Source organism: Flavobacterium plurextorum (assembly GCF_002217395.1).
GTDB lineage: Bacteria > Bacteroidota > Bacteroidia > Flavobacteriales > Flavobacteriaceae > Flavobacterium > Flavobacterium plurextorum.
Genome location: NZ_MUHD01000041.1, coordinates 1 through 20,485, shown reverse-complemented (window position 1 = coordinate 20,485; position 20,485 = coordinate 1). Strand labels below are relative to the sequence as shown.

The window sequence follows — 20,485 nt, the reverse complement described above, 5'->3', positions numbered from 1 at the left end:
ATGAAAACTTATAGGACTAAAAAAATAAAATCTCAACATTTCACATACTTCTTGTTATTTATTTCATTATTTTAATAAAATACCTAAACAATTGTTGATTGTCCGATATGAACGTTGTCATTATTAAAATATAATAAGTCATCCTTGCTGAAAATAAAATTTGAAACAAACTCCCCTACTTCATTCGTACCGAATTTTGAATCTGGTTTTAAATCAACCGTTACAACTTTAAACTCAATTGCTTTTTCAACAGCTTGGTAAATCACATTAGCTTCTTTAAATAAACCAAAGTGTTCTAAAAGCATTGCAGCCGATAAAATCGAAGCAATTGGATTGGCAATATTTTTTCCTTTTGCCTGAGGATAAGAACCGTGAATTGGCTCGAAAAGCGCATTTTTTTCTCCTAAAGAAGCTGATGCCAACAAACCTATTGAACCTGTAATAACACTTGCTTCATCTGATAATATATCTCCAAATAAATTCTCTGTCAAAATCACATCAAATTGTTTTGGATTCAAAATCAATTGCATGGCAGCATTATCAACAAATAAAAAGTCTAGAGCAACATCTGGATAATTCGCGCTCACTTTCTGAACTACTTTTCTCCATAATCTTGAGGTTTCTAGAACGTTAGCTTTATCTACCATTGTTAGCTTCTTACGTCGGTTTTGTGCCGATTTAAAAGCTAAATGTGCAATTCTAGTAATTTCTTCTTCTGAATATTCACATAAATCTGAAGCATGTGTTCCTTCGTCATTTAGTGTTTTTGCTCCAAAATAAGCTCCGCCAGTTAATTCTCTGAAAATAGTAAAATCTGCACCTTCAATAATCTCTCTCTTTAAAGGAGATGCATCAATTAATGATTTATAAGGTTTTATTGGACGAATATTCGCAAACAAACCAAGTTCTTTACGAAGCTTCAATAATCCCTGCTCTGGACGAACTTTCGCATTTGGATTATTATCATATTTAGGATCTCCAATTGCACCAAATAAAACTGCATCTGTATTCAAACAAAGATTTAAAGTCTGCTCTGGGAGTGGATTTCCTGTTTTGTCAATTGCAATTGCACCCATAAGTGCTTCTTCAAAAACAAATTCATGATTGTACACCTCGCCAATTGCATATAATGCTTTTTTGGCCTGTAAAATTACTTCCGGTCCAATTCCGTCTCCTGGTAAAACTGCTATTTTCAAATTCATAATGCCTCGTTCTTTATGTATTTAAATCTTTATTTTTTTCTCTTTCTTCTATTCTCTTTCTTCTATTCTCTTTCTTCTATTCTCTTTCTTCTATTCTCTTTCTTCTATCCTCTTTCTTCTATTCTCTTTCTTCTATTCTCTTCCTTCTTCCTTCTTTGCGACCTAACTTCTAATTAAATCTCCCTCAATTTTAGAAGCTTCAATAATCTGATGAATGTCTGCATCCAAAACTTCTTTTTTAATATCAGCAAACTTCAAAAATTCAATGTAAACTATATCCAATTGTACTTTTGTAAGCTCGTAACCTACTTTTTTAGCACGATAAGCCAAAGCAGCTCTTCCGCTTCTAGCTGTTAAAATAATTGACGATTCGTTTACACCAACATCAAGCGGATCCATGATTTCATAAGTCGCTCTGTTTTTGATAACTCCATCTTGATGAATTCCTGAACTGTGTGCAAAAGCATTTGCTCCAACAATAGCTTTGTTTGGCTGCACGATCATTCCCATACTTTCAGAAACCAAACGACTCATTTCGTTTAATTCTCTTGTATTGATATTAGTATCTAGGTTTAAGTAGGGATGTTGTTTAAAGATCATTACCACTTCTTCAAGTGCTGTATTTCCTGCTCTTTCACCAATACCATTTATAGTACATTCTATTTGTCTTGCTCCATTTATTGCTCCTGCAATTGAGTTTGCAGTTGCCATTCCTAAATCATTATGACAGTGACATGAAAGGATTACGTTTTCGATATCTTTTACGTTCTCTTTCAAATATTTAATTTTTGCACCATATTCTTCAGGCAGACAATATCCGGTTGTATCAGGAATATTTAAAACTGTCGCACCAGATTTAATTACTTCTTCACAAACTTTTGCCAAGAATGCATTATCTGTTCTTCCAGCGTCTTCTGCATAGAATTCTACATCTTCTACATATGTTTTTGCGTGAGCTACAGCATATTTTGCTCTTGCAATGATATCTTCTGGTGTAGTATTTAATTTGTGGAGTATATGAGATTCAGATGTTCCGATTCCTGTGTGGATTCTAGGTCTTTTAGCATGCTTTAAAGCAGCTGCAGCAACATCAATGTCGTTTTTTACGGCTCTTGTAAGTCCGCAGACGGTTGCATTTTCAACAATTTTACAAATCTCAGAGACCGATAAAAAATCGCCCGGACTTGACACAGGAAAACCTGCCTCGATGATATCAACTCCCATTTTGTCTAATCGTTCTGCGATAACTAACTTTTGCTTAGTATCTAACTTACATCCTGGAACTTGTTCACCATCTCGCAAAGTGGTGTCAAAAATTTGAACTTTCTCTCTATTCATATTCATTTATTTAATGTAATTTCACATCTTGATAACAAATATATATTGTACTTCTTCAGTACGAAATTCATTTTAATGAAATTATACTGTATATAACGCAATTTATAACGAGTTAAATCACTAACAATCAATAAGTTATTATATTATTTTTTACAATGGCTAACCATCAAAAAGATTTCTTATTTGTTCTTATAAAATCACTTTCTAAATCTGAAAAAAGGCAGTTTAAAATTTTTGCAAGTCGATTGGAAACAAGTTCGAATACTAAATTCATTGAATTATTCAATATCTTGGATAAATCTGAAACCTACGATGAAAAACTTATTTTGAAGAGCGGAAGCATCAAAAAAGTGCAGTTGTCTAACTTAAAATCATACTTATACAAGCAAATTTTGGTTAGTATTCGTTTGAATATTCCCAGCCAAAACATTCGTTATCAACTTCGTGAACAAATAGATTTTGCCGTTATACTTTATAATAAAGGGTTATATAAACAAAGTTTAAAGATTCTTGACAAGACCAAACAACAAGCTTTAGAAAATGACGAAAAATACATGGCGTATGAAATCGTTGAATTCGAAAAACTTATTGAGTCGCAATACATCACACGAAGTATTCAGGGGCGCGCCGACGAATTGGTTGTACAGGCAAAAGAATTAAACTATCGAAATACAATTTCCAGCAAACTATCGAATCTTTCTCTTCAGTTATACGGAATCATGCTTAAAACAGGATACGTAAAAAGTGATGAAGAATACAAGTATATTGATGATTACTTTCATAAACATATTGCCAAACTTGATGAAAGCAAATTTGGTTTTCGTGAAAAATATTGGTTCTATAATGCCAATCTTTGGCGAAGTTTTCTAGTACAGGACTTCTTAGCGAGTTATAAGTTTGCTTATAAATGGGTTAAACTTTTCTACGATAATCCAAGTATGATTTACCTGAATCCTGTGTTTTTCTTAAAAGGAAATCATTATTTTCTAGAATCGCTTTATATGTTGAAATATACTTCGAATTTTAAAAAGTATCTTTCGCTGCTAGAAGAAACTATTGAAGATCCAAAATTTCCTGTGAACGATAATATTGCGTCACTTTCGTTTTTGTACGTATACAACAACAAACTAAATTTACATATTCTAGAAGGTACTTTTGCCGAAAGCGAATATTTAATTCCTGAAATTTTAGAAAAAATAAAACTGCACAGTGAACATCTTGATGAACATCACGAAATGTTGTTCTTCTATAAAATCGCTTCTATTTATTTTGGAAATGAAAAATACAATGAATGCATCAATTATTTAGATAAAATCATCCACAACAAAAATCTATCGATGCGCGAAGATTTAATGTGTTTTGCAAGACTATTGTCCTTAATTGCACATTACGAACTGGGAAAAGATTATTACTTAGAAAATCATCTTAAAAACACTTATAAGTTCCTAATCAAAATGAATGACTTGCACGAAGTTCAAAAGGAAATTATTAAGTTCTTAAGAAACCTGAATAATTTCTATCCAGCGGATATAAAAAAGGAATTCAAAAAAATGCACGCTCGTTTTGTTGAACTTGAAAAAAACACTTACGAAAAAAGAGCCTTTTTATATCTTGATATAATTTCGTGGCTTGAAAGCAAAATCGAAAATCGTAAGATTGCTGATATTATAAAAGAAAAAGCGAAATTAAATAGTCGCTAAAACAAAAAGGCTTCCAGTATTTGGAAGCCTTTTTCATTGTTTAAATCATCTATCTGCAATAACAGCATGTAGAAGTTCCTGTAAGGCAAACATCTCCTTTACCTGGTGTGTTCGATAAAACTCCACCGGCTTCTCCGCACAATCTGTCGCATAAGCCAATTGTTGGATTTACATATGGAAGTACACCACCCATTATAAATTTCTGTGCATTTTTAGTCAAAATCTCAATGTTTTTTAGGTTTTTTAAATTTTTCATAATTGCATGATTTGTTTGTTTTTCCTACTCTATTAGCTTTTCAGATTACGCTTTAAACTTGATTGAATTAACTGATTTTAATTCAACCGATTGCCGTCTAAGTTAAAAATAAAAAGGTAATATTCGTACAAAAACCAAAAAAAATAATATCATAACAGATTCAATTTAAAAAAGTTACCAACAAAAACAGAAGAATCTTTTTGATTTATAAAGAAAAATAAAACCGTTATTTACACAAAAAACCCGATAAGTTATTATAACCTATCGGGCTCACAAAACTTCCCATTGAAGTTTATATTTTAAATTTTATTCTATAATGTTAGAACTCGTCACATAAAAATCTTTATCCACTTCAATAGTTCTGTTTTCATTCGTTGTTTTTTCCGATTTCCATTCAGTTGTAGGCTTCAACCAGGTTTCAACACCGTTTAATTTCACTCTTACCGGCATATCAAAATTAGCTACACAATTTGTCCAGTGATATCCGAAAGTTCCATTTTTAAACATATATTCAAAAACTGGGATTTGAGTTGTTGTTAGATATTGTGCAAAAACTCTGTTGAAATTAATCCCCGACTGTTCATTGATATAATCCTGAATTTGCTTACCTGTAACCGTTTGATGATAAAAAGTTTTATTCATACCTCTTAAAATCGATTTCCATTTTGCATCATCATTAATAACCTGACGAATCATATGCAGCATATTTGCACCTTTTGGATACATATCACCTGAACCTTCATTATTCACATCATAATGCCCAATAATAGGTTTATCATTTTCAATGTTTCTTCTGCATCCAATTACATACTCAGCGGCCGCATCTTTTCCATAATAATACTCAATAAACAAACTTTCAGAATAGTTGGTAAAACTCTCGTGTACCCACATATCGGCAATATCTTTATAAGTAATATTATTTGCAAACCACTCATGTCCTGATTCATGTATAATAATAAAGTCAAACTTTAAGCCCCAGCCAGTACCGCTTAAATCTTTTCCTTTATATCCCATTTTATAATCATTACCATAAGTTACACTGCTTTGATGCTCCATTCCTAAATAAGGAACTTCAACCAATTTATAGCTGTCTTCATAAAACGGATATGGACCAAACCAGTTTTCAAAAGCTTTCAACATTCTAGGAGCGTCTTTAAAATGCTCTTTAGCAATAGCCAGATTATCTCTTAAAACATAATAACTGCAATCTAAATCTCCCTTTTCGCCTTTAAATTTCTCAGAAAAATTTACATAATCCGCAACATTTATATTTACACCATAATTGTTAATAGGATTTGAAACATACCAGTTAAAAGTTTTAGTTCCATCTTTTTCTTTCTTAACACTTTGCAGTCTTCCATTAGAAACATCTGTCAAATCTCCTGGAACATTTACACTAATTAGCATATTCTCTACTTCATCATACATATGATCTTTATTTGGCCACCAAACACTTGCGCCCAATCCTTGACAAGATGAAGCAATAAAATCTTTTCCATTTTTATCTTTTTTCCAGCTGATTCCACCATCCCAAGGAGCATTAACTGCTTCTCTAGGTTTTCCGCCAAATGAAATCACAACTTCTTTAACCTCTCCAATCTTTTGTTTTTCAATTAAATCAATAAAAAAAGCATTTCCATCGCGTTTAAATTTCAAATCTTTTCCGCCTTGCGTAACTTTATAAATCTGCATTGGTTCCTGCAAATCAATCTGCATTTTATTGTATTCTGATAATACAGTATAACGAACAGTGTTTGAACCGGTAATTGTTTTTTCCTTTGGATTTATTTTCACATCCAAATGATAGTATTTTAAATCCCACCAAGCTCTTTCTTTTGTAATACTTCCGCGTAAAGTATCCTGATGTGTAAAAACCGTTTCAGACTTCTTCAAAAGTCCTTGCGCATTGGCAGTAAAACCAATTAAAAAGGCGATAAAAACGCCGCTAAAGATTTTTTTCATTATTTATAATTTTATGACAAATAAGGCAATTAAACCCGTTTAATCTTCAACAAATGTAAACATTCAAATCAATTTTTTCTTTATTTTATAATTTCTATTAATCCTATTTAGTGTTAAAACTCATTATTCTTATTTACTTTAGCCATTTCGTTTTTTTTACAACACCTTTATGAAATTTATCAAGATTGTTTTTCTCTTTTTTCTGATGTGCTCGACAACAAGTCATTTGCAGACTATTCCGATTTATAAAACGAATCAAAAACTAACTGTAGACGGAGACTTATCAGATTGGAAAACACCATTCTTAGGTCCTTTTGTAATTCATAATTCTGCTGAAAAAGCAAGTCAAAACACAATGGTTTCCTTTGCATGGAATAATGAAAATCTTTATATCGCTTTTCATTGCTTAGATTCCAAAATAACTGGTTCAAAACAGAAGAAAGATTTTTCAATTTTTAAAACAGATGACTTAGTCGAAATTTTTATCGATCCAGATGGTAATGGACAAAATTATGTAGAAATTGACGTAAATGCTTTTTCAACCAATTATGACATGCTTTTAAAATGTATTTCTGCCGAATGCGGCGGATGGAAAACATCTATGGATTTTGATATTGAGGGATTAGAAACCATGAGTAAAATAACAACTGAAGGCTATTGCACCGAAATAAAAATACCTTTTTCAAGTCTAGAAAAAATTGAAAATGGTAATTTCAAAAAACCTGAAATCGGATCTAAATGGAAAGGAAATGCTTTTAGAATTGATTATAGCAGCAATACTGAATATCTTGCATTACAACCTTATAAAAGCTTAAAATTTGGCTTTCATCAGCCAAGAGAATTTGCTGTTTTTGAGTTTGTGGAATGAGACTTCGTTGATCTTTAATTCAGCATAATTGTTAGTTTGTCATTTCGACCGAAGGGAGAAATCACACAAGAAACTCTGCAAAGCATATCTAATCTTTGTCTACATTCGAGTGTGATTTCTCCCTTCGGTCGAAATGACAAAAATCAAATCTTACTTCTGACGTTTCTTTAAAACCTCAATAACATCATTCAGCTGAAAACCTTTAGCCTGTAATAAAATTAGATAATGAAAAAGTAAATCAGCACTTTCGCTGAGAAACAAATCGTCGTTATCATCTTTGGCCTCAATCACCACTTCCACAGCTTCCTCTCCTACTTTTTGAGCAATTTTATTGATTCCTTTTTCAAACAACGAAGCAACATAACTTTTCTCTGAATCGGCATTCTCTCTACGAGTTTTTATTGTGTTCTCTAACTGAGAAATAAATCCGTAATTAGCATTGTTTGGTTCTTGCCAGCAAGTATCTGCTCCTGTGTGGCAAGTTGGCCCAACTGGTTTTGCCTGAATTAAAAGTGTGTCTCCGTCACAATCATTTTTAATACTTACCAAATTCAAAAAGTTACCGCTCTCTTCGCCTTTTGTCCAAAGTCTTTGTTTTGAACGGCTGAAAAATGTTACTTTTTGAGTTTCTATTGTTTTTTGAAGCGATTCTTCATTCATATAACCCAGCATCAAAACATTTTTTGTTTCTGAATCCTGAATTATCGCCGGAATTAATCCGTGTGCGCTTTTGATATCTATATTCATATTATTTTAGATTTGATCCCGATGGCTATCAGGATAGATTTTTGGAATTTAAATATTCTGTATGTTTCTCGGTTAAGATGTTACCCAATTCCTCTAAATTAGTTTTAAGAGAATTTGGAGAAATAGCAATTGGTGAGCCTGACATTTTAAAATTTGCTCTCATCATTCTTCTTTTGTAAAATGATGTTTGTTTATCAATATATTCCTCTGGATTTTTCACGATTAACGCAATTGATTTTTGATTAAAATCGACTCTTTCAATAATATCGTCAATGTCTTTCCAAGGAATTCTTCCTATTGATAAAGCACTTGAATTATCAATAATTCCTTTAGTATCAATTATAATTCCTGGCTTTTTATCTCCCATTTTCTTTATTGAAAAAAATAACGACATCCCCCCAAATAAAATACCTAGAACTGAAACCGTATTCATAATATAGGGATTACCAAAAATAAAATGATTCGATTTTGGTTGATAAATTAATATCCAAAGACTCGCGCCTAAAAACAGAACTGAAAAGAAAACTAGTTTGACTAATTTTGCTTTACTTAATTGTATTTCAATATTACTCATGTTTTTCAAACTAGATTCTGACTTCTATATTGTTATTTTTTAATTCTTGTTTTAACGCTTTGATTTCGATCTCTTTGAAATGAAAAACACTTGCGGCTAATGCAGCATCAGCTTTTCCGACTTTGAAAGAATCTACAAAATGCTGTATATTTCCTGCTCCGCCAGAAGCAATAATTGGAATATTTACTAATTCTGAAAGTTTAGCCAAAGCTTCGTTTGCAAAACCATTTTTCGTTCCATCATTATCCATTGACGTGAATAAAATTTCTCCTGCGCCGCGTTCTGCAACTTCAACTGCCCAGTCAAATAAATTTAATTCAGTGGGTACTTTTCCGCCAACTAAATGTACAGTCCATTGTCCATCAATTTGTTTAGCATCGATAGCTACTACAACGCATTGGCTTCCAAATTTCTGAGCCAAGTCATTAATCAATTGCGGATTTTTTACTGCCGATGAATTGATCGAAACTTTATCAGCTCCGTTATTCAGAAGAATCTCAACATCTTCAACAGACGAAATTCCACCGCCGACAGTAAACGGAATATTAATTTTTTCCGCTACACTTCGCACCATATTCACCAGCGTTTTACGTCGTTCTTCGGTTGCTGAAATATCCAAAAAAACCAATTCATCAGCACCTTCAGCTGAGTAAATTTCTGCTAATTCTACTGGATCTCCAGCATCGCGTAAGTCAACGAAATTAACACCTTTTACAGTTCTTCCGTTTTTTATATCTAAACAAGGTATAATTCTTTTTGCTAACATTTATCTAATGTGTTAATTAGAAAATTAGTCAATTAGATAATTAATTTACAGTTTGCAAAATACTTATCTAATTATCAAATTTTCTCATTTTCTAATTATAAAATCCTCCAACTGTTTCAAAGTGATTCTTCCTTCGTAAATCGCTTTTCCAATTATGGTTCCTTCACAACCTAATTCTGCTAATTGAGGTAATTCATCAAAAGTTGAAATTCCGCCGGAAGCTATTAATTTTATGCCTTTCGCTTCCGCTAAAATTTTACTGTATAATTCAAAACTCGGACCTTGAAGCATTCCGTCTTTTGCAATATCGGTACAAATAACGTATTGAATTCCTTTCGTTTGATAATCTTGTATAAACGGAATCAAATCTTCGTTTGATTCTTCTAACCATCCTGAAACTGCAATTTTTTCATCTTTTGCATCGGCACCTAAAATAATTTTATCCGAACCATATTCAGAAATCCATTTTTCAAAAATTGTTCTGTTTTTTACCGCAATACTTCCGCCGGTAATTTGGTTTGCACCGCTTTCAAAAGCAACTCGCAAATCATCATCTGATTTTAATCCGCCTCCAAAATCAATTTTTAAACTCGTTTGTGATGCAATTTGTTCCAAAATTTTATAATTGACAATTTTGCTCGATTTTGCACCGTCAAGATCTACTAAATGCAAATATTCAATTCCGTGCGCCTCAAATGATTTTGCTACTTCAAGCGGGTTTTCATTGTAAATTATCTTCGTATCATAATCACCTTTGGACAAGCGAACGCATTTTCCTTCAATGATATCTATGGCTGGTATTATTCTCATCTTATTTTAGTCTTAAAGTTTGAAAGTCGAAAGTCATAAAGCCTTCTCTGATTTTCAAAATTGATATTTTAATTGATTTTTGATATTGAAATTGGGATTTTACATTCTTAAAAAATTCCCAAAAATCTTTTCCCCGACATCACCGCTTTTCTCTGGATGAAACTGAGTTCCGTAAAAATTATCTTTTTGCAATGCCGATGCGTATTCAAGATCATAATTTGTTTTTGCAATAGACTCCGTGCAATTTGGCGCATAAAAACTATGAACCAAATACATAAATTCATTTTCAGAAATACCTTTAAACAAATCTGATTTTAAATCATAAATCTGATTCCACCCCATTTGAGGCACTTTTACTTTATTTGAAAATTTTACGACATCTACATCAAAAATTTCTAATCCTTTCGTATTTCCTTCTTCAGTTGAATTGCACATTAACTGCATTCCGAGACAAATTCCTAAAACGGGCTGTTTCAAATTCGGAATTAAACTATATAAACCGCTTTCACGAAGTTTAAACATCGCAGAACTCGCCTCGCCTACACCTGGAAAAATCACTTTGTCGGCTGACGAAATTTCATTCGGATCATCACTCAAAACAGCTTTAAAACCTAATCTTTCAATAGCAAACATAATGCTTTGAATATTTCCTGCTCCGTAATTTATAATTACTATTTTCATTTAATTGTTGTTTGTTTTGTTTCAGGTTTCACGTTTCAAGTTACTCAACAAAACGTGAAACCTGAAACTTGAAACAAATTTTAAAGCATTCCTTTCGTCGAAGGCAAAATCATTTTTTCAGTATCTCTTTTTACGGCTACTTTTATTGCTTTTGCAAAAGCTTTAAAGATTGCCTCAATTTTATGATGCTCATTAATTCCTTCCGCTTTAATATTTAAATTCGCTTTTGCACCGTCGGTAAACGATTTAAAGAAATGATAAAACATTTCAGTCGGCATTTTGCCTACCATTTCACGTTTAAATTCCGTTTCCCAAATCAGCCAGTTTCTTCCGCCAAAATCAATTGCAGCTTGTGCTAAACAATCATCCATCGGCAGACAAAATCCATAACGTTCGATTCCTAATTTGTTTCCTAACGCTTTTGCAAAAACTTCACCAAGTGCAATTGCTGTATCTTCGATTGTGTGGTGTTCATCGACCTCTAAATCGCCTTTTACAGTAATTTCCAAATCCATTTGACCGTGACGAGAGATTTGATCTAACATATGATCAAAAAAAGCAATTCCTGTATCGATTTTACTTTTTCCAGTTCCGTCAAGATTTAAATTGATATAAATATCAGTTTCGTTGGTTTTACGAGTAATTGATGCTGAACGCGCTTCTAGTTTTAAAAACTCATAGATTTTTTTCCAATCCATTGTTTGCAAAACTATTGTTTCGTTTAACTCTTCACGTTTTGATGAAATTTCATTACTTCCTGCTCCATCAGTATCGTTCATGAAAATCGCTTTTGCACCAAGGTTTTTTGCTAATTCAACATCTGTTAAACGATCACCTAAAACAAATGAGTTCTCTAAATCATATTCAGGATTATTCAAATATTTCGTCAACATTCCCGTTCTTGGCTTACGTGTTGGCGCATTTTCTTCTGGAAAAGATCTGTCAACAAAAATCTCATCAAATAAAACACCTTCATTTTCAAAAGCTCTCAAAATAAAATTCTGTGTCGGCCAAAACGTATCTTCAGGAAAACTGTCCGTTCCTAAACCATCCTGATTGGTTACCATTGCCAATTCGTAATCTAATTCACCTGCAATCTTTGCTAAATACTGAAAAGCTTTTGGATAAAATTCTAGTTTATCTAAGCTGTCCAATTGTAAGTTTTCAGGTTCTAAAACGATCGTTCCATCACGATCGATAAAAAGTACTTTTTTCATAGTTTATATTTTCTGCCGCAGATTGCACAGATTAAAATGATTTTTTCGTTTGCGTTTATTCTTTTCTTTTGCTGCGAATCTGCATCACCTGTTCGCTATCATTCGAGTCACTAATTAATACTATTTTTTTTCACGCAGATTTTAAAAGATTAAAGCAAATGCACGCTGATTATTTTTAGATTCAAAAATCAAAAACAAATCTGCTTTAATCTGCCAAATCCGCGTAAAAAAATCATTTTAATCTGTGAAATCTGTAGCTAATAATTTTAGCTTAATAACTTTAATTCTTTAATTAAAACAGCATTTTCTTCTTCTGTTCCAATTGTAAAACGAAGACAGTTTTCGCATAAAGGCTGCGTTGTTCTGTTTCGAATTACAATTCCTTTTTTGATTAACTGATCGTATCTTTTATTTGCGTCATCTACTTTTACCAAGACAAAATTAACTTCTGTTGGATACACTTTTTCTACAAAACCTACTTCAAGTAAAACCTTAAGTAATTCCTCTCTTTGTTTTACAATAGAAGCTATTTCTTGTTTAATTTTTTCAGCATCTTTTAAACGTTCTTTAGCTCTTTGCTGCGTTAATTCATTTACATTATATGGCGGTTTAATCTTGTTTAAAACCGAAATAACAGCTTCAGATCCATAGCAGATTCCTAATCGAATTCCTGCCAGACCATAGGCTTTTGAAAGCGTTTGTATAATAACCAAATTTGGATATTCATCAATTTCTGCAAGCCAGCTTTCCTTATCAGAAAAGTCAATATAAGCTTCATCAATAACAACCAATCCATTAAAATTCTGCAGCAGTTTTACAACACTTTCATCTAAAAATGAATTTCCAGTTGGATTGTTTGGCGAACATAAAAAGATAATTTTTGTACTCTCGTCAACTGCTTCTAAAATCTTTTCAACCTGCGGCTGGAAATCGTTAGAAAGTAAAATTTCTCTGTTTTCTACAGCGTTGATATTTGCCAAAACACCATACATTCCGTAAGTTGGCGGCAGCGAAATAATATTATCTTTCTTAGGTTCACAGAAAGCTCTAAAAAGCAAATCTAAAACTTCATCACTTCCATTTCCTAATAAAATCTGACTTTGCTTTACGTTATTATTTTTAGCTAAAATTGCTTTAACTGAACTTTGCTGCGGGTCTGGATAACGGTTTACACCATTTTGAAACGGATTTTCATTGGCATCCAGAAAAATCATTTCAGCAGTATCAAAATCCTCAAACTCATCCCTGGCAGAAGAATAAGGCTTTAAAGATTTTACGTTTTCACGCGTAATTGTATTTATATCAAAAGTGCTCATTGTTTTGTCTTTTTAAGAAACTAGAACCAAGATGAAAAACTTTATAAAATCTTGCTTCTTTACTCTTTCTTTTGTCTTTCTTTAATCTTTTATTTTAAACTCTTCAATCTCAACGTAATGGCATTTTTATGCGCTTGTAAACCTTCGGCTTCAGCCATAGTTTCAATTGCTTTACCAATGTTTCGAATTCCTTTTTCGGATATTTTCTGAAATGTCATTGATTTTGTAAAACTATCTAGATTTACACCGCTGTAATTTTTTGCATAACCATTTGTAGGAAGCGTGTGATTTGTTCCCGAAGCATAATCTCCTGCGCTTTCTGGCGTATAATTTCCAATAAAAACAGATCCTGCATTTATAATTCCGTTGCAATAAAAATCATCATATTGCGAGCAAATAATGAAGTGTTCAGGACCATATTCATTAATTAAATCTAAAGCAATTTGATCATTTTCGACATAAATCAATTTCGAATTCTCGATTGCTTTTATTGCTATGGCTTTTCTTGGAAGCACTTCAACCTGAGATTGAATTTCCTTTTCTACTGCGTCAATTAGTCTTTTAGAAGTCGAAACTAAAATTACTTGACTATCTGTTCCATGTTCCGCCTGTGACAATAAATCTGAAGCTACAAATGCTGGTACAGCAGTATCATCGGCAACAATTAACAATTCTGAGGGTCCAGCAGGCATATCGATTGCAACACCAAACTGAGTAGCCAATTGTTTTGCTACAGTTACAAACTGATTTCCAGGTCCGAAAATTTTATACACTTTAGGAATTGACTGTGTACCAAAAGTCATTCCTGCAATTGCCTGAATTCCGCCTACTTTTAAAATTTTAGTTACACCGCATAAATTTGCAGCATACAAAATCGCTGGGTTTATTTTTCCTGTTTTATCTGGCGGCGAACACAACACGATTTCTTTACAGCCTGCAATTTCAGCAGGAACAGCAAGCATTAAAACGGTTGAAAATAAAGGAGCTGTTCCGCCTGGAATATACAATCCAATTTTTTGAATTGGTCTTTTCTCCTGCCAGCAAGTTACACCTTCAATTGTTTCGATTTCAACTCGATCAGTTTTCTGAGCACTGTGAAATTTGTAAATATTGTCTTTTGCCAGTTGAATAGCTTCTTTTAATTCATTTGGAATCAAAGCAATTGCTTCATTTATTTCCTCTATTGAAACTTCGTAATTGTTTAAAGAAATCCCATCAAAAATCGAAGTGTATTTTGCAACAGCTTCATCACCTTTTTTCTGTACTTCTTTAAAAATTTCCTTTACTGTAACCTCAATATCATCAATAGTTTGAGTTGGTCTTTTTAAGATTTCTAACCAAGTATCTTGTTTTGGATTGTCTATTTTATTCATTATTCTTTGGCTTTAAGCCTTAAGCTGCAGGCTTTAGGCTTTATTAACTTTTTCTATTTTTTTTCTGGCGTAAAGCTTAAAGCTTATTGCCTAAAGTGCGCTAAGCGCATTTAAAGAACCATTTTTTCAATTGGGCAAACTAAAATTCCTTCTGCACCTGCATCTTTCAGTTTATCAATTACATCCCAGAAAGTATCTTTATCAATTACCGAGTGTACGCTGCTCCAACCTTCCTGTGCTAATGGTAAAACGGTTAAACTTCTTAAAACGGGAAGAATTTTTCCTATTTCATCAATTTTTTCGTTTGGAACGTTCATCAAGATATATTTTGAATTTCTTGCTCTTAAAACTGATTGTATTCTGAATTTTAAGGTATCAATGTGTTTTTGAATCTCTGGTGAAACTTTTGGCGAAACAGCTAAAACTGCTTCACTTTTCAAAATCACTTCTACTTCTTTTAAATTATTTTTGAATAAAGTACTTCCGCTTGAAACGATGTCAACAATAGCATCGGCAAGACCAATGTTTGGAGCAATTTCTACAGAACCTGAAATTTGGTGAATATCTACTGTTACTCCAAAAGAATTAAAATATTCGTTAACTGTGTTTGGATAAGAGGTTGCGATTCGTAATCCTGCCAAATCTTGAACCGAATTATATTCGAAGGTTTTAGGAACCGCTACAGAAACTTTGCATTTTGAAAATCCTAATCGCTGTACCACTTCAATTTCTTTGCCTTTTTCGACCAAAAGATTGTCGCCGACAATTGCCAAATCGACTACTCCATCAATTAAATACTGAGGAATATCAGAGTTTCTTAAATATAAAACTTCAAGAGGAAAATTAGAAGCTTCGGCTTTTAACTGATCGATTCCGTTGTTGATTGAAATACCGCAGTCTTTTAGAATCTGAATGCTGTCTTCGTTTAAACGACCTGATTTTTGAATTGCAATTTTTAAAGTACTCATTTTTTAGTTTTTTTTTGAATTAATAGTTTGAGTACAAAGAATTGGTATAAAAAAACCCGTTTGATGTACTCAAACGGGTTTTAAAATATGATGATTTACACACATACCATTAACACATCGCCTGAGAGCAATAATGAAAATGATGATGATGTAATTGATTTGAAATCATTGTTTGGTTTGTTTTATAATTCTTTGATTCGTTTGCAAATATAATAGTTAATTTCATAAAAAAGCAATTTTTAATATAACTTAACGATAGTTTATTGTTAAAAAAAAGCTCAAGCCCTAATTTCATTGCATTCTTTCAATCTACTATAACGTTTTCTCCTCTTCGTTAAAAACTAAAATAACTGATGTTCCAACATCAATTTTACTCTCAATCTTGAATTTTATATCCAGCAAATCTGTAATTCTTTTTACGATAGACAATCCTAAACCAGTTCCTTTAATTTCAGGATGCTCTGTAGATTTGGATCTAAAAAATGGATTAAAAATATTCTCTAGATCTTCTTTGGCAATACCAATTCCGTTATCAGAAATTTTACAGCTTGTTTTGCCATTTTGTTTGAATAACAAAATAGAAACTTCACCTTTACTTTCTGTATATTTAATCGCATTTGAAATAATATTTCTCAAAATCGTAATAACCAGAAAATTATCAGAATGCACATAATAGTCCTTTTCTGCTTCAAATTTAATGTTGATCTGCTTGCTCTTAATTTTCTCAGAATTCAAAGTCAGAACATCTAAAATTATCGCATTTAAGTAGACTAATTCTGTATTAACATCTTGCTTTTGATTTTCAAATCGAGCCATTAATAACAACTGATCTACCAATAAATTTAAATGATCTACTTCACGAATACAATAATTGATTTTTTCTTCATATTCTTTATTATCACGAGGTTTACGTATAAGAACTTCAAGCGTACCTTTAATAACTGTTAGAGGCGTTCTTAATTCATGAGAAGCGTCTGAAGTAAATTGCTTTTCGCGTTCAATTGCATCTTCAATCCTATTTAATAAATTGTTTATGGTCTTTGAAAGCGTGTATAATTCGTCCCGCGTTTTGGGCAGCGGAATACGTGCTTTTAAATTGTCTTTGGTAATAATTCGCGATGTATTTATGATTGCGTTTATTGGTTTTATACTTCTTCCTGCAAAAAAACGAGCAATAAAAAACAACAGCAGCAGAATCCCTAAAAATGACAAACTCATAATTTCGAACAAATTATTAAGCACCATTTTTGAGTCGGCCAACGACATTGCAACAATAACGTATCCTATTTTTTTATTATTAACATGAAGTGAAACTTGAATTTGTCTAATTGCATGATCTCCCATCATGGTATCAAACAATTCATAATCTTCGACAGAGTCTTTAAATTGAAGTGTTTCTGTTTTTAAATTGGGAGCTTTTTCAATTACTCTTTTCTTCAAATCTAAGAACTCTACAAAAACAGGATTCACGTCTACAGTATTATGCTCGCGTTCCTTCCATTCTTCGGCATCAATTAGGATTACTTTGCCGTTTACGACTTTTATTTCGTCTAAATGATTCTGAATTTCAACTTTTATTTTTTCATCAATATGACTGTAAACGGTATGTTTTACGATAGAATAAATAACCGAAAAAACTGCCACAATCAATAAACCTGTAGTAATAATATAATTTAATGCAATTCTATTTTTAAAAGAAAGCTGTACCATTTATAAGTCGTTAGCGATGTAACCAATACCGCGAATTGTTTTTATGTAATCCTCTTCTATTTTCAGCTTCAATTTTTTACGAATGGCATTCATAAAAACGTCAATTACACCTGTATCATATTCAAAATTAATTTCCCAAACATCTTTCAAAATCTGATTTCGAGTACAAACTTTTCCTTTATTCTTAATTAAGTACGTAAGCAATTCAAATTCTCTTTGTGTTAATGCAATTTCTTTGTCGCTTTTCAAAACTATATGTTTTGATAAATCAATTTTAATTGTACCTAACGAAAGAACTTCTGTTCCTTTTCTATTTCTAAAATGAACTTTAATACGTTCTACTAATTCTTCAAAACTAAAAGGTTTTTTAATGTAATCATTTGCACCCGCTTTTAAGCCTTCAATCGTTTCTTGTACGGTATCTTTAGCAGTCAAAAAAATAATTGGTGTTATTTGATCTTTAATTCTAATTGCTTTGCATAAATCTAAACCATTAATTTTAGGAAGCATCCAATCTAATAAAATCAAATCAAACTTTTGCTCCTGCGTTAATTCAAAGCCTTTAGAACCGTCATTTGCTGTAGTAACCTTATAACCTTCTTCCTGCAGTCCTTGCTGCAAAAACTGAACGATACCTAACTCATCTTCTACGATTAAAATATGCATATGTTTTTTTATTAAAATTTTTACTTTTGGACCAGTCAAAGATAAAAATTTTAAATTTCTCAAAACATTAAAACTCATCAGAATAACCTGCAAGCATAATCTTAAGAAAACATTAAGTTAACACTAAGTAAGGTAAAAGTATAACTTCATCTATTATTAATTTATCAACCTTAATTTTGCCCAAAATAATCTATTATGACATTCTACAAAAAGCTTAGCCCATTTTACCACCTGGCATTGTTCTATTTCATTATCAGTTTACTATTACGAATTGTTCTATTTTTTCATCCTATTACACAAACATCTTTCTCACTGCTTGAAAGCTTAAAAATCTTTTTTCTAGGTTTAATTTCCGATTTTTTCGTTTTTACAGTTGCTAGCTTTTTTCTTTGGTTATATCTAATTTTTATTTCAAATTCAAAATACAACAAGCCTTCAGGGTATATTATTCTAGGTGTTTTTATCGCAGCCTTTTTATATGTTGCTTCAGGAAAAAGTGTTTTTGATCAATATGGAGGTGCTTTACCTAAAATAGTTTTAATTTTTATAGGAATCAAAACGGTTCTTTTTGGTCTTATGCTTTTTCTTCCTAAATGGAGAGATAAAATTAGATTCTGGCTTTTTGCCTTTGTAATTTTTCTTTACGTTTTATTAATTCTTCAAAATGGTTTAAGTGAATACTTTTTTTGGAATGAATTTGGAGTAAAATACAACTTTATAGCTGTTAATTATTTGATTTACACAAATGAAGTAATTGGAAACATTATGCAGTCTTATCCTGTAGTTCCAATCTTTTCAGCTCTATTTTTGGTTACAGGAATGATAACTTATTATATCCTGAAAAAAACAAAAAATTACATCTATGAAATTCCAACTTTAAAAGAGAAACTTCAAATCTCAGGTGTATATTGGGGTTTATTTCTGATTTCTTTAATCGCTATTCCAACTTTATCTAAAACTGAAAACTCAAAGAATGTTTTTGTTAATGAATTACAATCAAACGGCATCTATAAGTTCTATCTGGCTTTTCAAAACAGCAAACTTGACTATTTCAAGTTTTATAAAACAATTCCGCACGACAAAGCTTTTGCTATTCTAAAAGAGCAATTGCCTATTGCTTCTCCAGAAGACACAACTCACGAAATCAAAAGCGACTCGGCTGAAATACGCAAAAATGTTGTTTTAATTACAATCGAAAGTTTAAGCGCCGATTTCATGAAAGCTTATGGAAACTCGCAAAACATTACTCCTTTTTTAGACAGTTTGTCACAAAAAAGTCTTCAGTTTACCAATTTGTATGCTGCCGGAAACAGAACTGTTCGCGGTCTTGAAGCGGTAACTTTATGTCTGCCTCCAACTGCGGGAGAAAGTGTTGTAAAAAGAGAGGATAATAAAAATAAATTTTCAACTGGAGCGCTTTTTAAACAAAAAGGATACAATGTGAAGTTTATGTATGGCGGTGATGCTTTCTTTGATAATATGAAAGATTTTTATTCTGGAAATGATTATCAAATTATAGACAAATCAAGTTTTTCACCTGAAGAAATCACATTTTCTAATGTTTGGGGTGTATGTGATGAAGATATGTATAAAAAAGCGGTGAAAATAATGACAGCCGAAGCTAAAGAAAATAAACCATTCTTTAATCATATTATGACGGTCAGCAATCACAGACCTTTTACATATCCTAATAATAAAATTGACATTCCAGGCGATATAAAATCTCGCGACGGAGGTGTAAAATATACTGATTATGCCTTAAGCCGATTTTTTGAAATGGCTCGCAAACAGCCTTGGTTTAATAACACTATTTTTGTAATTGTGGCGGATCATTGCGCTTCAAGTGCAGGAAAAACGGAACTGCCTTTGGATAAATACCGAATTCCAGCAATTATTTACACTCCAAATGGAAAACCTCAAAAATTCAATAAACTAATGTCGCAAATAGACATTATGCCAACATTATTTGGCTTATTGCATTTTGACTATAAAAGTAAATTCTTTGGTCAGGACGTTTTTAAAGACAATTACAAACCACGAGCTTTTATTGCCACTTACCAAGATTTAGGCTTAATAAAAGACAATGTATTAACCGTTTTATCTCCTAAACAGCAAGTTAAACAGTTTTCACTGAAAATAAATCCGAAAACAGGAGTTGCTCCAGAATTTCAAGTTGACTATGACGAAATTCCGTTAAAAACTGAAAAACTCAGCTTGGTAAATGAAACGATTTCTTACTATCAAACTGCCTCTTATGTTTTAAAGGAAAAGAAATATCAGAAATAATTTCAATAAAAAACTCAAACGTAATATAAATAAAAGCCTCAATTT

19 protein-coding genes are annotated in these 20,485 nt (G+C 32.0%); 4 read left to right on the top strand and 15 right to left on the bottom strand.

Translation table 11 applies throughout. The annotated features are described in order from the left end of the window. Positions 1 to 83 precede the first annotated feature (83 nt). A complete protein-coding gene (leuB, locus tag B0A81_RS19095; RefSeq protein ID WP_089059483.1) occupies positions 84 to 1,202 on the bottom strand; it encodes a 3-isopropylmalate dehydrogenase in 1,119 nt (372 codons plus the stop codon). A gap of 162 nt (positions 1,203 to 1,364) precedes the next feature. Then, positions 1,365 to 2,540 carry a 2-isopropylmalate synthase gene (locus tag B0A81_RS19090; RefSeq protein WP_089059482.1) on the bottom strand — a complete coding sequence of 392 codons (1,176 nt, stop codon included), beginning with the start codon at positions 2,538 to 2,540 and terminating at the stop codon, positions 1,365 to 1,367. 155 nt (positions 2,541 to 2,695) lie between these two features. On the opposite strand from B0A81_RS19090, the gene B0A81_RS19085 reads away from it, so the two are divergent. Beyond that, the gene (locus B0A81_RS19085; protein ID WP_089059481.1) at positions 2,696 to 4,240 is read left to right on the top strand and encodes a hypothetical protein; all 1,545 of its coding nucleotides are present in this window, start codon (positions 2,696 to 2,698) and stop codon (positions 4,238 to 4,240) included. Between the two features lie 49 nt (positions 4,241 to 4,289). Here B0A81_RS19085 and B0A81_RS19080 read toward each other — a convergent pair whose 3' ends face one another. Continuing rightward, on the bottom strand, positions 4,290 to 4,496 hold the full coding sequence (locus B0A81_RS19080; RefSeq protein ID WP_089059480.1) for a hypothetical protein: 207 nt from the start codon (positions 4,494 to 4,496) through the stop codon (positions 4,290 to 4,292). Between the two features lie 306 nt (positions 4,497 to 4,802). Then, positions 4,803 to 6,458: a M1 family metallopeptidase gene (locus B0A81_RS19075; RefSeq protein WP_089059479.1), complete on the bottom strand. Its 1,656-nt coding sequence runs from the start codon at positions 6,456 to 6,458 to the stop codon at positions 4,803 to 4,805. 169 nt (positions 6,459 to 6,627) lie between these two features. Here B0A81_RS19075 and B0A81_RS19070 point away from each other — a divergent pair, with 169 nt between their 5' ends. Continuing rightward, positions 6,628 to 7,326, top strand: coding sequence for a carbohydrate-binding family 9-like protein (locus tag B0A81_RS19070; RefSeq protein WP_089059478.1), 699 nt, complete (start codon positions 6,628 to 6,630; stop codon positions 7,324 to 7,326). A gap of 150 nt (positions 7,327 to 7,476) precedes the next feature. Here B0A81_RS19070 and hisIE read toward each other — a convergent pair whose 3' ends face one another. The 9 genes from hisIE to hisG all read right to left on the bottom strand — a co-directional run bounded on the left by hisIE (position 7,477) and on the right by hisG (position 15,778). Then, positions 7,477 to 8,073, bottom strand: coding sequence for a bifunctional phosphoribosyl-AMP cyclohydrolase/phosphoribosyl-ATP diphosphatase HisIE (gene hisIE, locus B0A81_RS19065; RefSeq protein ID WP_089059477.1), 597 nt, complete (start codon positions 8,071 to 8,073; stop codon positions 7,477 to 7,479). Between the two features lie 28 nt (positions 8,074 to 8,101). Next, positions 8,102 to 8,647 carry an STM3941 family protein gene (locus tag B0A81_RS19060; RefSeq protein ID WP_089059476.1) on the bottom strand — a complete coding sequence of 182 codons (546 nt, stop codon included), beginning with the start codon at positions 8,645 to 8,647 and terminating at the stop codon, positions 8,102 to 8,104. A gap of 10 nt (positions 8,648 to 8,657) precedes the next feature. After that, positions 8,658 to 9,413: an imidazole glycerol phosphate synthase subunit HisF gene (hisF, locus tag B0A81_RS19055; protein ID WP_089059475.1), complete on the bottom strand. Its 756-nt coding sequence runs from the start codon at positions 9,411 to 9,413 to the stop codon at positions 8,658 to 8,660. Between the two features lie 84 nt (positions 9,414 to 9,497). Then, positions 9,498 to 10,223 (bottom strand): 1-(5-phosphoribosyl)-5-[(5-phosphoribosylamino)methylideneamino]imidazole-4-carboxamide isomerase, encoded by a 726-nt coding sequence (gene hisA, locus B0A81_RS19050; RefSeq protein ID WP_089059474.1) that lies wholly within the window; start codon positions 10,221 to 10,223, stop codon positions 9,498 to 9,500. 99 nt (positions 10,224 to 10,322) lie between these two features. After that, complete coding sequence (hisH, locus tag B0A81_RS19045) at positions 10,323 to 10,904, bottom strand: imidazole glycerol phosphate synthase subunit HisH (RefSeq protein ID WP_089059473.1); 582 nt, start codon at positions 10,902 to 10,904, stop codon at positions 10,323 to 10,325. An 80-nt stretch (positions 10,905 to 10,984) separates the two neighbouring features. Then, the gene (gene hisB, locus B0A81_RS19040) at positions 10,985 to 12,121 is read right to left on the bottom strand and encodes a bifunctional histidinol-phosphatase/imidazoleglycerol-phosphate dehydratase HisB (protein ID WP_089059472.1); all 1,137 of its coding nucleotides are present in this window, start codon (positions 12,119 to 12,121) and stop codon (positions 10,985 to 10,987) included. 266 nt (positions 12,122 to 12,387) lie between these two features. Continuing rightward, the gene (hisC, locus tag B0A81_RS19035; protein WP_089059471.1) at positions 12,388 to 13,437 is read right to left on the bottom strand and encodes a histidinol-phosphate transaminase; all 1,050 of its coding nucleotides are present in this window, start codon (positions 13,435 to 13,437) and stop codon (positions 12,388 to 12,390) included. An 89-nt stretch (positions 13,438 to 13,526) separates the two neighbouring features. Next, the gene (gene hisD / locus B0A81_RS19030; RefSeq protein WP_089059470.1) at positions 13,527 to 14,810 is read right to left on the bottom strand and encodes a histidinol dehydrogenase; all 1,284 of its coding nucleotides are present in this window, start codon (positions 14,808 to 14,810) and stop codon (positions 13,527 to 13,529) included. A gap of 110 nt (positions 14,811 to 14,920) precedes the next feature. Beyond that, positions 14,921 to 15,778, bottom strand: a complete 858-nt coding sequence (gene hisG, locus B0A81_RS19025) for an ATP phosphoribosyltransferase (RefSeq protein WP_089059469.1) — start codon at positions 15,776 to 15,778, stop codon at positions 14,921 to 14,923. A gap of 87 nt (positions 15,779 to 15,865) precedes the next feature. On the opposite strand from hisG, the gene B0A81_RS21925 reads away from it, so the two are divergent. After that, entirely contained in the window at positions 15,866 to 15,991 is a 126-nt protein-coding gene (locus B0A81_RS21925) for a hypothetical protein (RefSeq protein ID WP_255409812.1), read from the top strand. A 99-nt stretch (positions 15,992 to 16,090) separates the two neighbouring features. Here B0A81_RS21925 and B0A81_RS19020 read toward each other — a convergent pair whose 3' ends face one another. Then, complete coding sequence (locus B0A81_RS19020; protein WP_089059468.1) at positions 16,091 to 17,488, bottom strand: sensor histidine kinase; 1,398 nt, start codon at positions 17,486 to 17,488, stop codon at positions 16,091 to 16,093. Continuing rightward, on the bottom strand, positions 17,489 to 18,154 hold the full coding sequence (locus B0A81_RS19015; protein WP_089059493.1) for a response regulator transcription factor: 666 nt from the start codon (positions 18,152 to 18,154) through the stop codon (positions 17,489 to 17,491). Between the two features lie 195 nt (positions 18,155 to 18,349). Here B0A81_RS19015 and B0A81_RS19010 point away from each other — a divergent pair, with 195 nt between their 5' ends. Continuing rightward, positions 18,350 to 20,440 carry an LTA synthase family protein gene (locus B0A81_RS19010; protein ID WP_089059467.1) on the top strand — a complete coding sequence of 697 codons (2,091 nt, stop codon included), beginning with the start codon at positions 18,350 to 18,352 and terminating at the stop codon, positions 20,438 to 20,440. The last annotated feature ends 45 nt before the right edge of the window (positions 20,441 to 20,485 follow it).

Excerpts from the sequence above, each read along its gene's own strand:
- hisC (WP_089059471.1), bottom strand. The coding sequence starts at position 13,437 with ATGAGCACTTTTGATATAAATACAATTACGCGTGAAAACGTAAAATCT.
- B0A81_RS19085 (WP_089059481.1), top strand. The coding sequence starts at position 2,696 with ATGGCTAACCATCAAAAAGATTTCTTATTTGTTCTTATAAAATCACTT.
- hisF (WP_089059475.1), bottom strand. The coding sequence starts at position 9,413 with ATGTTAGCAAAAAGAATTATACCTTGTTTAGATATAAAAAACGGAAGA.
- hisA (WP_089059474.1), bottom strand. The coding sequence starts at position 10,223 with ATGAGAATAATACCAGCCATAGATATCATTGAAGGAAAATGCGTTCGC.
- hisH (WP_089059473.1), bottom strand. The coding sequence starts at position 10,904 with ATGAAAATAGTAATTATAAATTACGGAGCAGGAAATATTCAAAGCATT.
- B0A81_RS19020 (WP_089059468.1), bottom strand. The coding sequence starts at position 17,488 with ATGGTACAGCTTTCTTTTAAAAATAGAATTGCATTAAATTATATTATT.
- hisB (WP_089059472.1), bottom strand. The coding sequence starts at position 12,121 with ATGAAAAAAGTACTTTTTATCGATCGTGATGGAACGATCGTTTTAGAA.
- B0A81_RS19080 (WP_089059480.1), bottom strand. The coding sequence starts at position 4,496 with ATGAAAAATTTAAAAAACCTAAAAAACATTGAGATTTTGACTAAAAAT.
- hisIE (WP_089059477.1), bottom strand. The coding sequence starts at position 8,073 with ATGAATATAGATATCAAAAGCGCACACGGATTAATTCCGGCGATAATT.
- leuB (WP_089059483.1), bottom strand. The coding sequence starts at position 1,202 with ATGAATTTGAAAATAGCAGTTTTACCAGGAGACGGAATTGGACCGGAA.
- B0A81_RS19010 (WP_089059467.1), top strand. The coding sequence starts at position 18,350 with ATGACATTCTACAAAAAGCTTAGCCCATTTTACCACCTGGCATTGTTC.
- hisG (WP_089059469.1), bottom strand. The coding sequence starts at position 15,778 with ATGAGTACTTTAAAAATTGCAATTCAAAAATCAGGTCGTTTAAACGAA.
- B0A81_RS19075 (WP_089059479.1), bottom strand. The coding sequence starts at position 6,458 with ATGAAAAAAATCTTTAGCGGCGTTTTTATCGCCTTTTTAATTGGTTTT.
- hisD (WP_089059470.1), bottom strand. The coding sequence starts at position 14,810 with ATGAATAAAATAGACAATCCAAAACAAGATACTTGGTTAGAAATCTTA.
- B0A81_RS19070 (WP_089059478.1), top strand. The coding sequence starts at position 6,628 with ATGAAATTTATCAAGATTGTTTTTCTCTTTTTTCTGATGTGCTCGACA.
- B0A81_RS19015 (WP_089059493.1), bottom strand. The coding sequence starts at position 18,154 with ATGCATATTTTAATCGTAGAAGATGAGTTAGGTATCGTTCAGTTTTTG.
- B0A81_RS19060 (WP_089059476.1), bottom strand. The coding sequence starts at position 8,647 with ATGAGTAATATTGAAATACAATTAAGTAAAGCAAAATTAGTCAAACTA.
- B0A81_RS21925 (WP_255409812.1), top strand. The coding sequence starts at position 15,866 with ATGATGATTTACACACATACCATTAACACATCGCCTGAGAGCAATAAT.
- B0A81_RS19090 (WP_089059482.1), bottom strand. The coding sequence starts at position 2,540 with ATGAATAGAGAGAAAGTTCAAATTTTTGACACCACTTTGCGAGATGGT.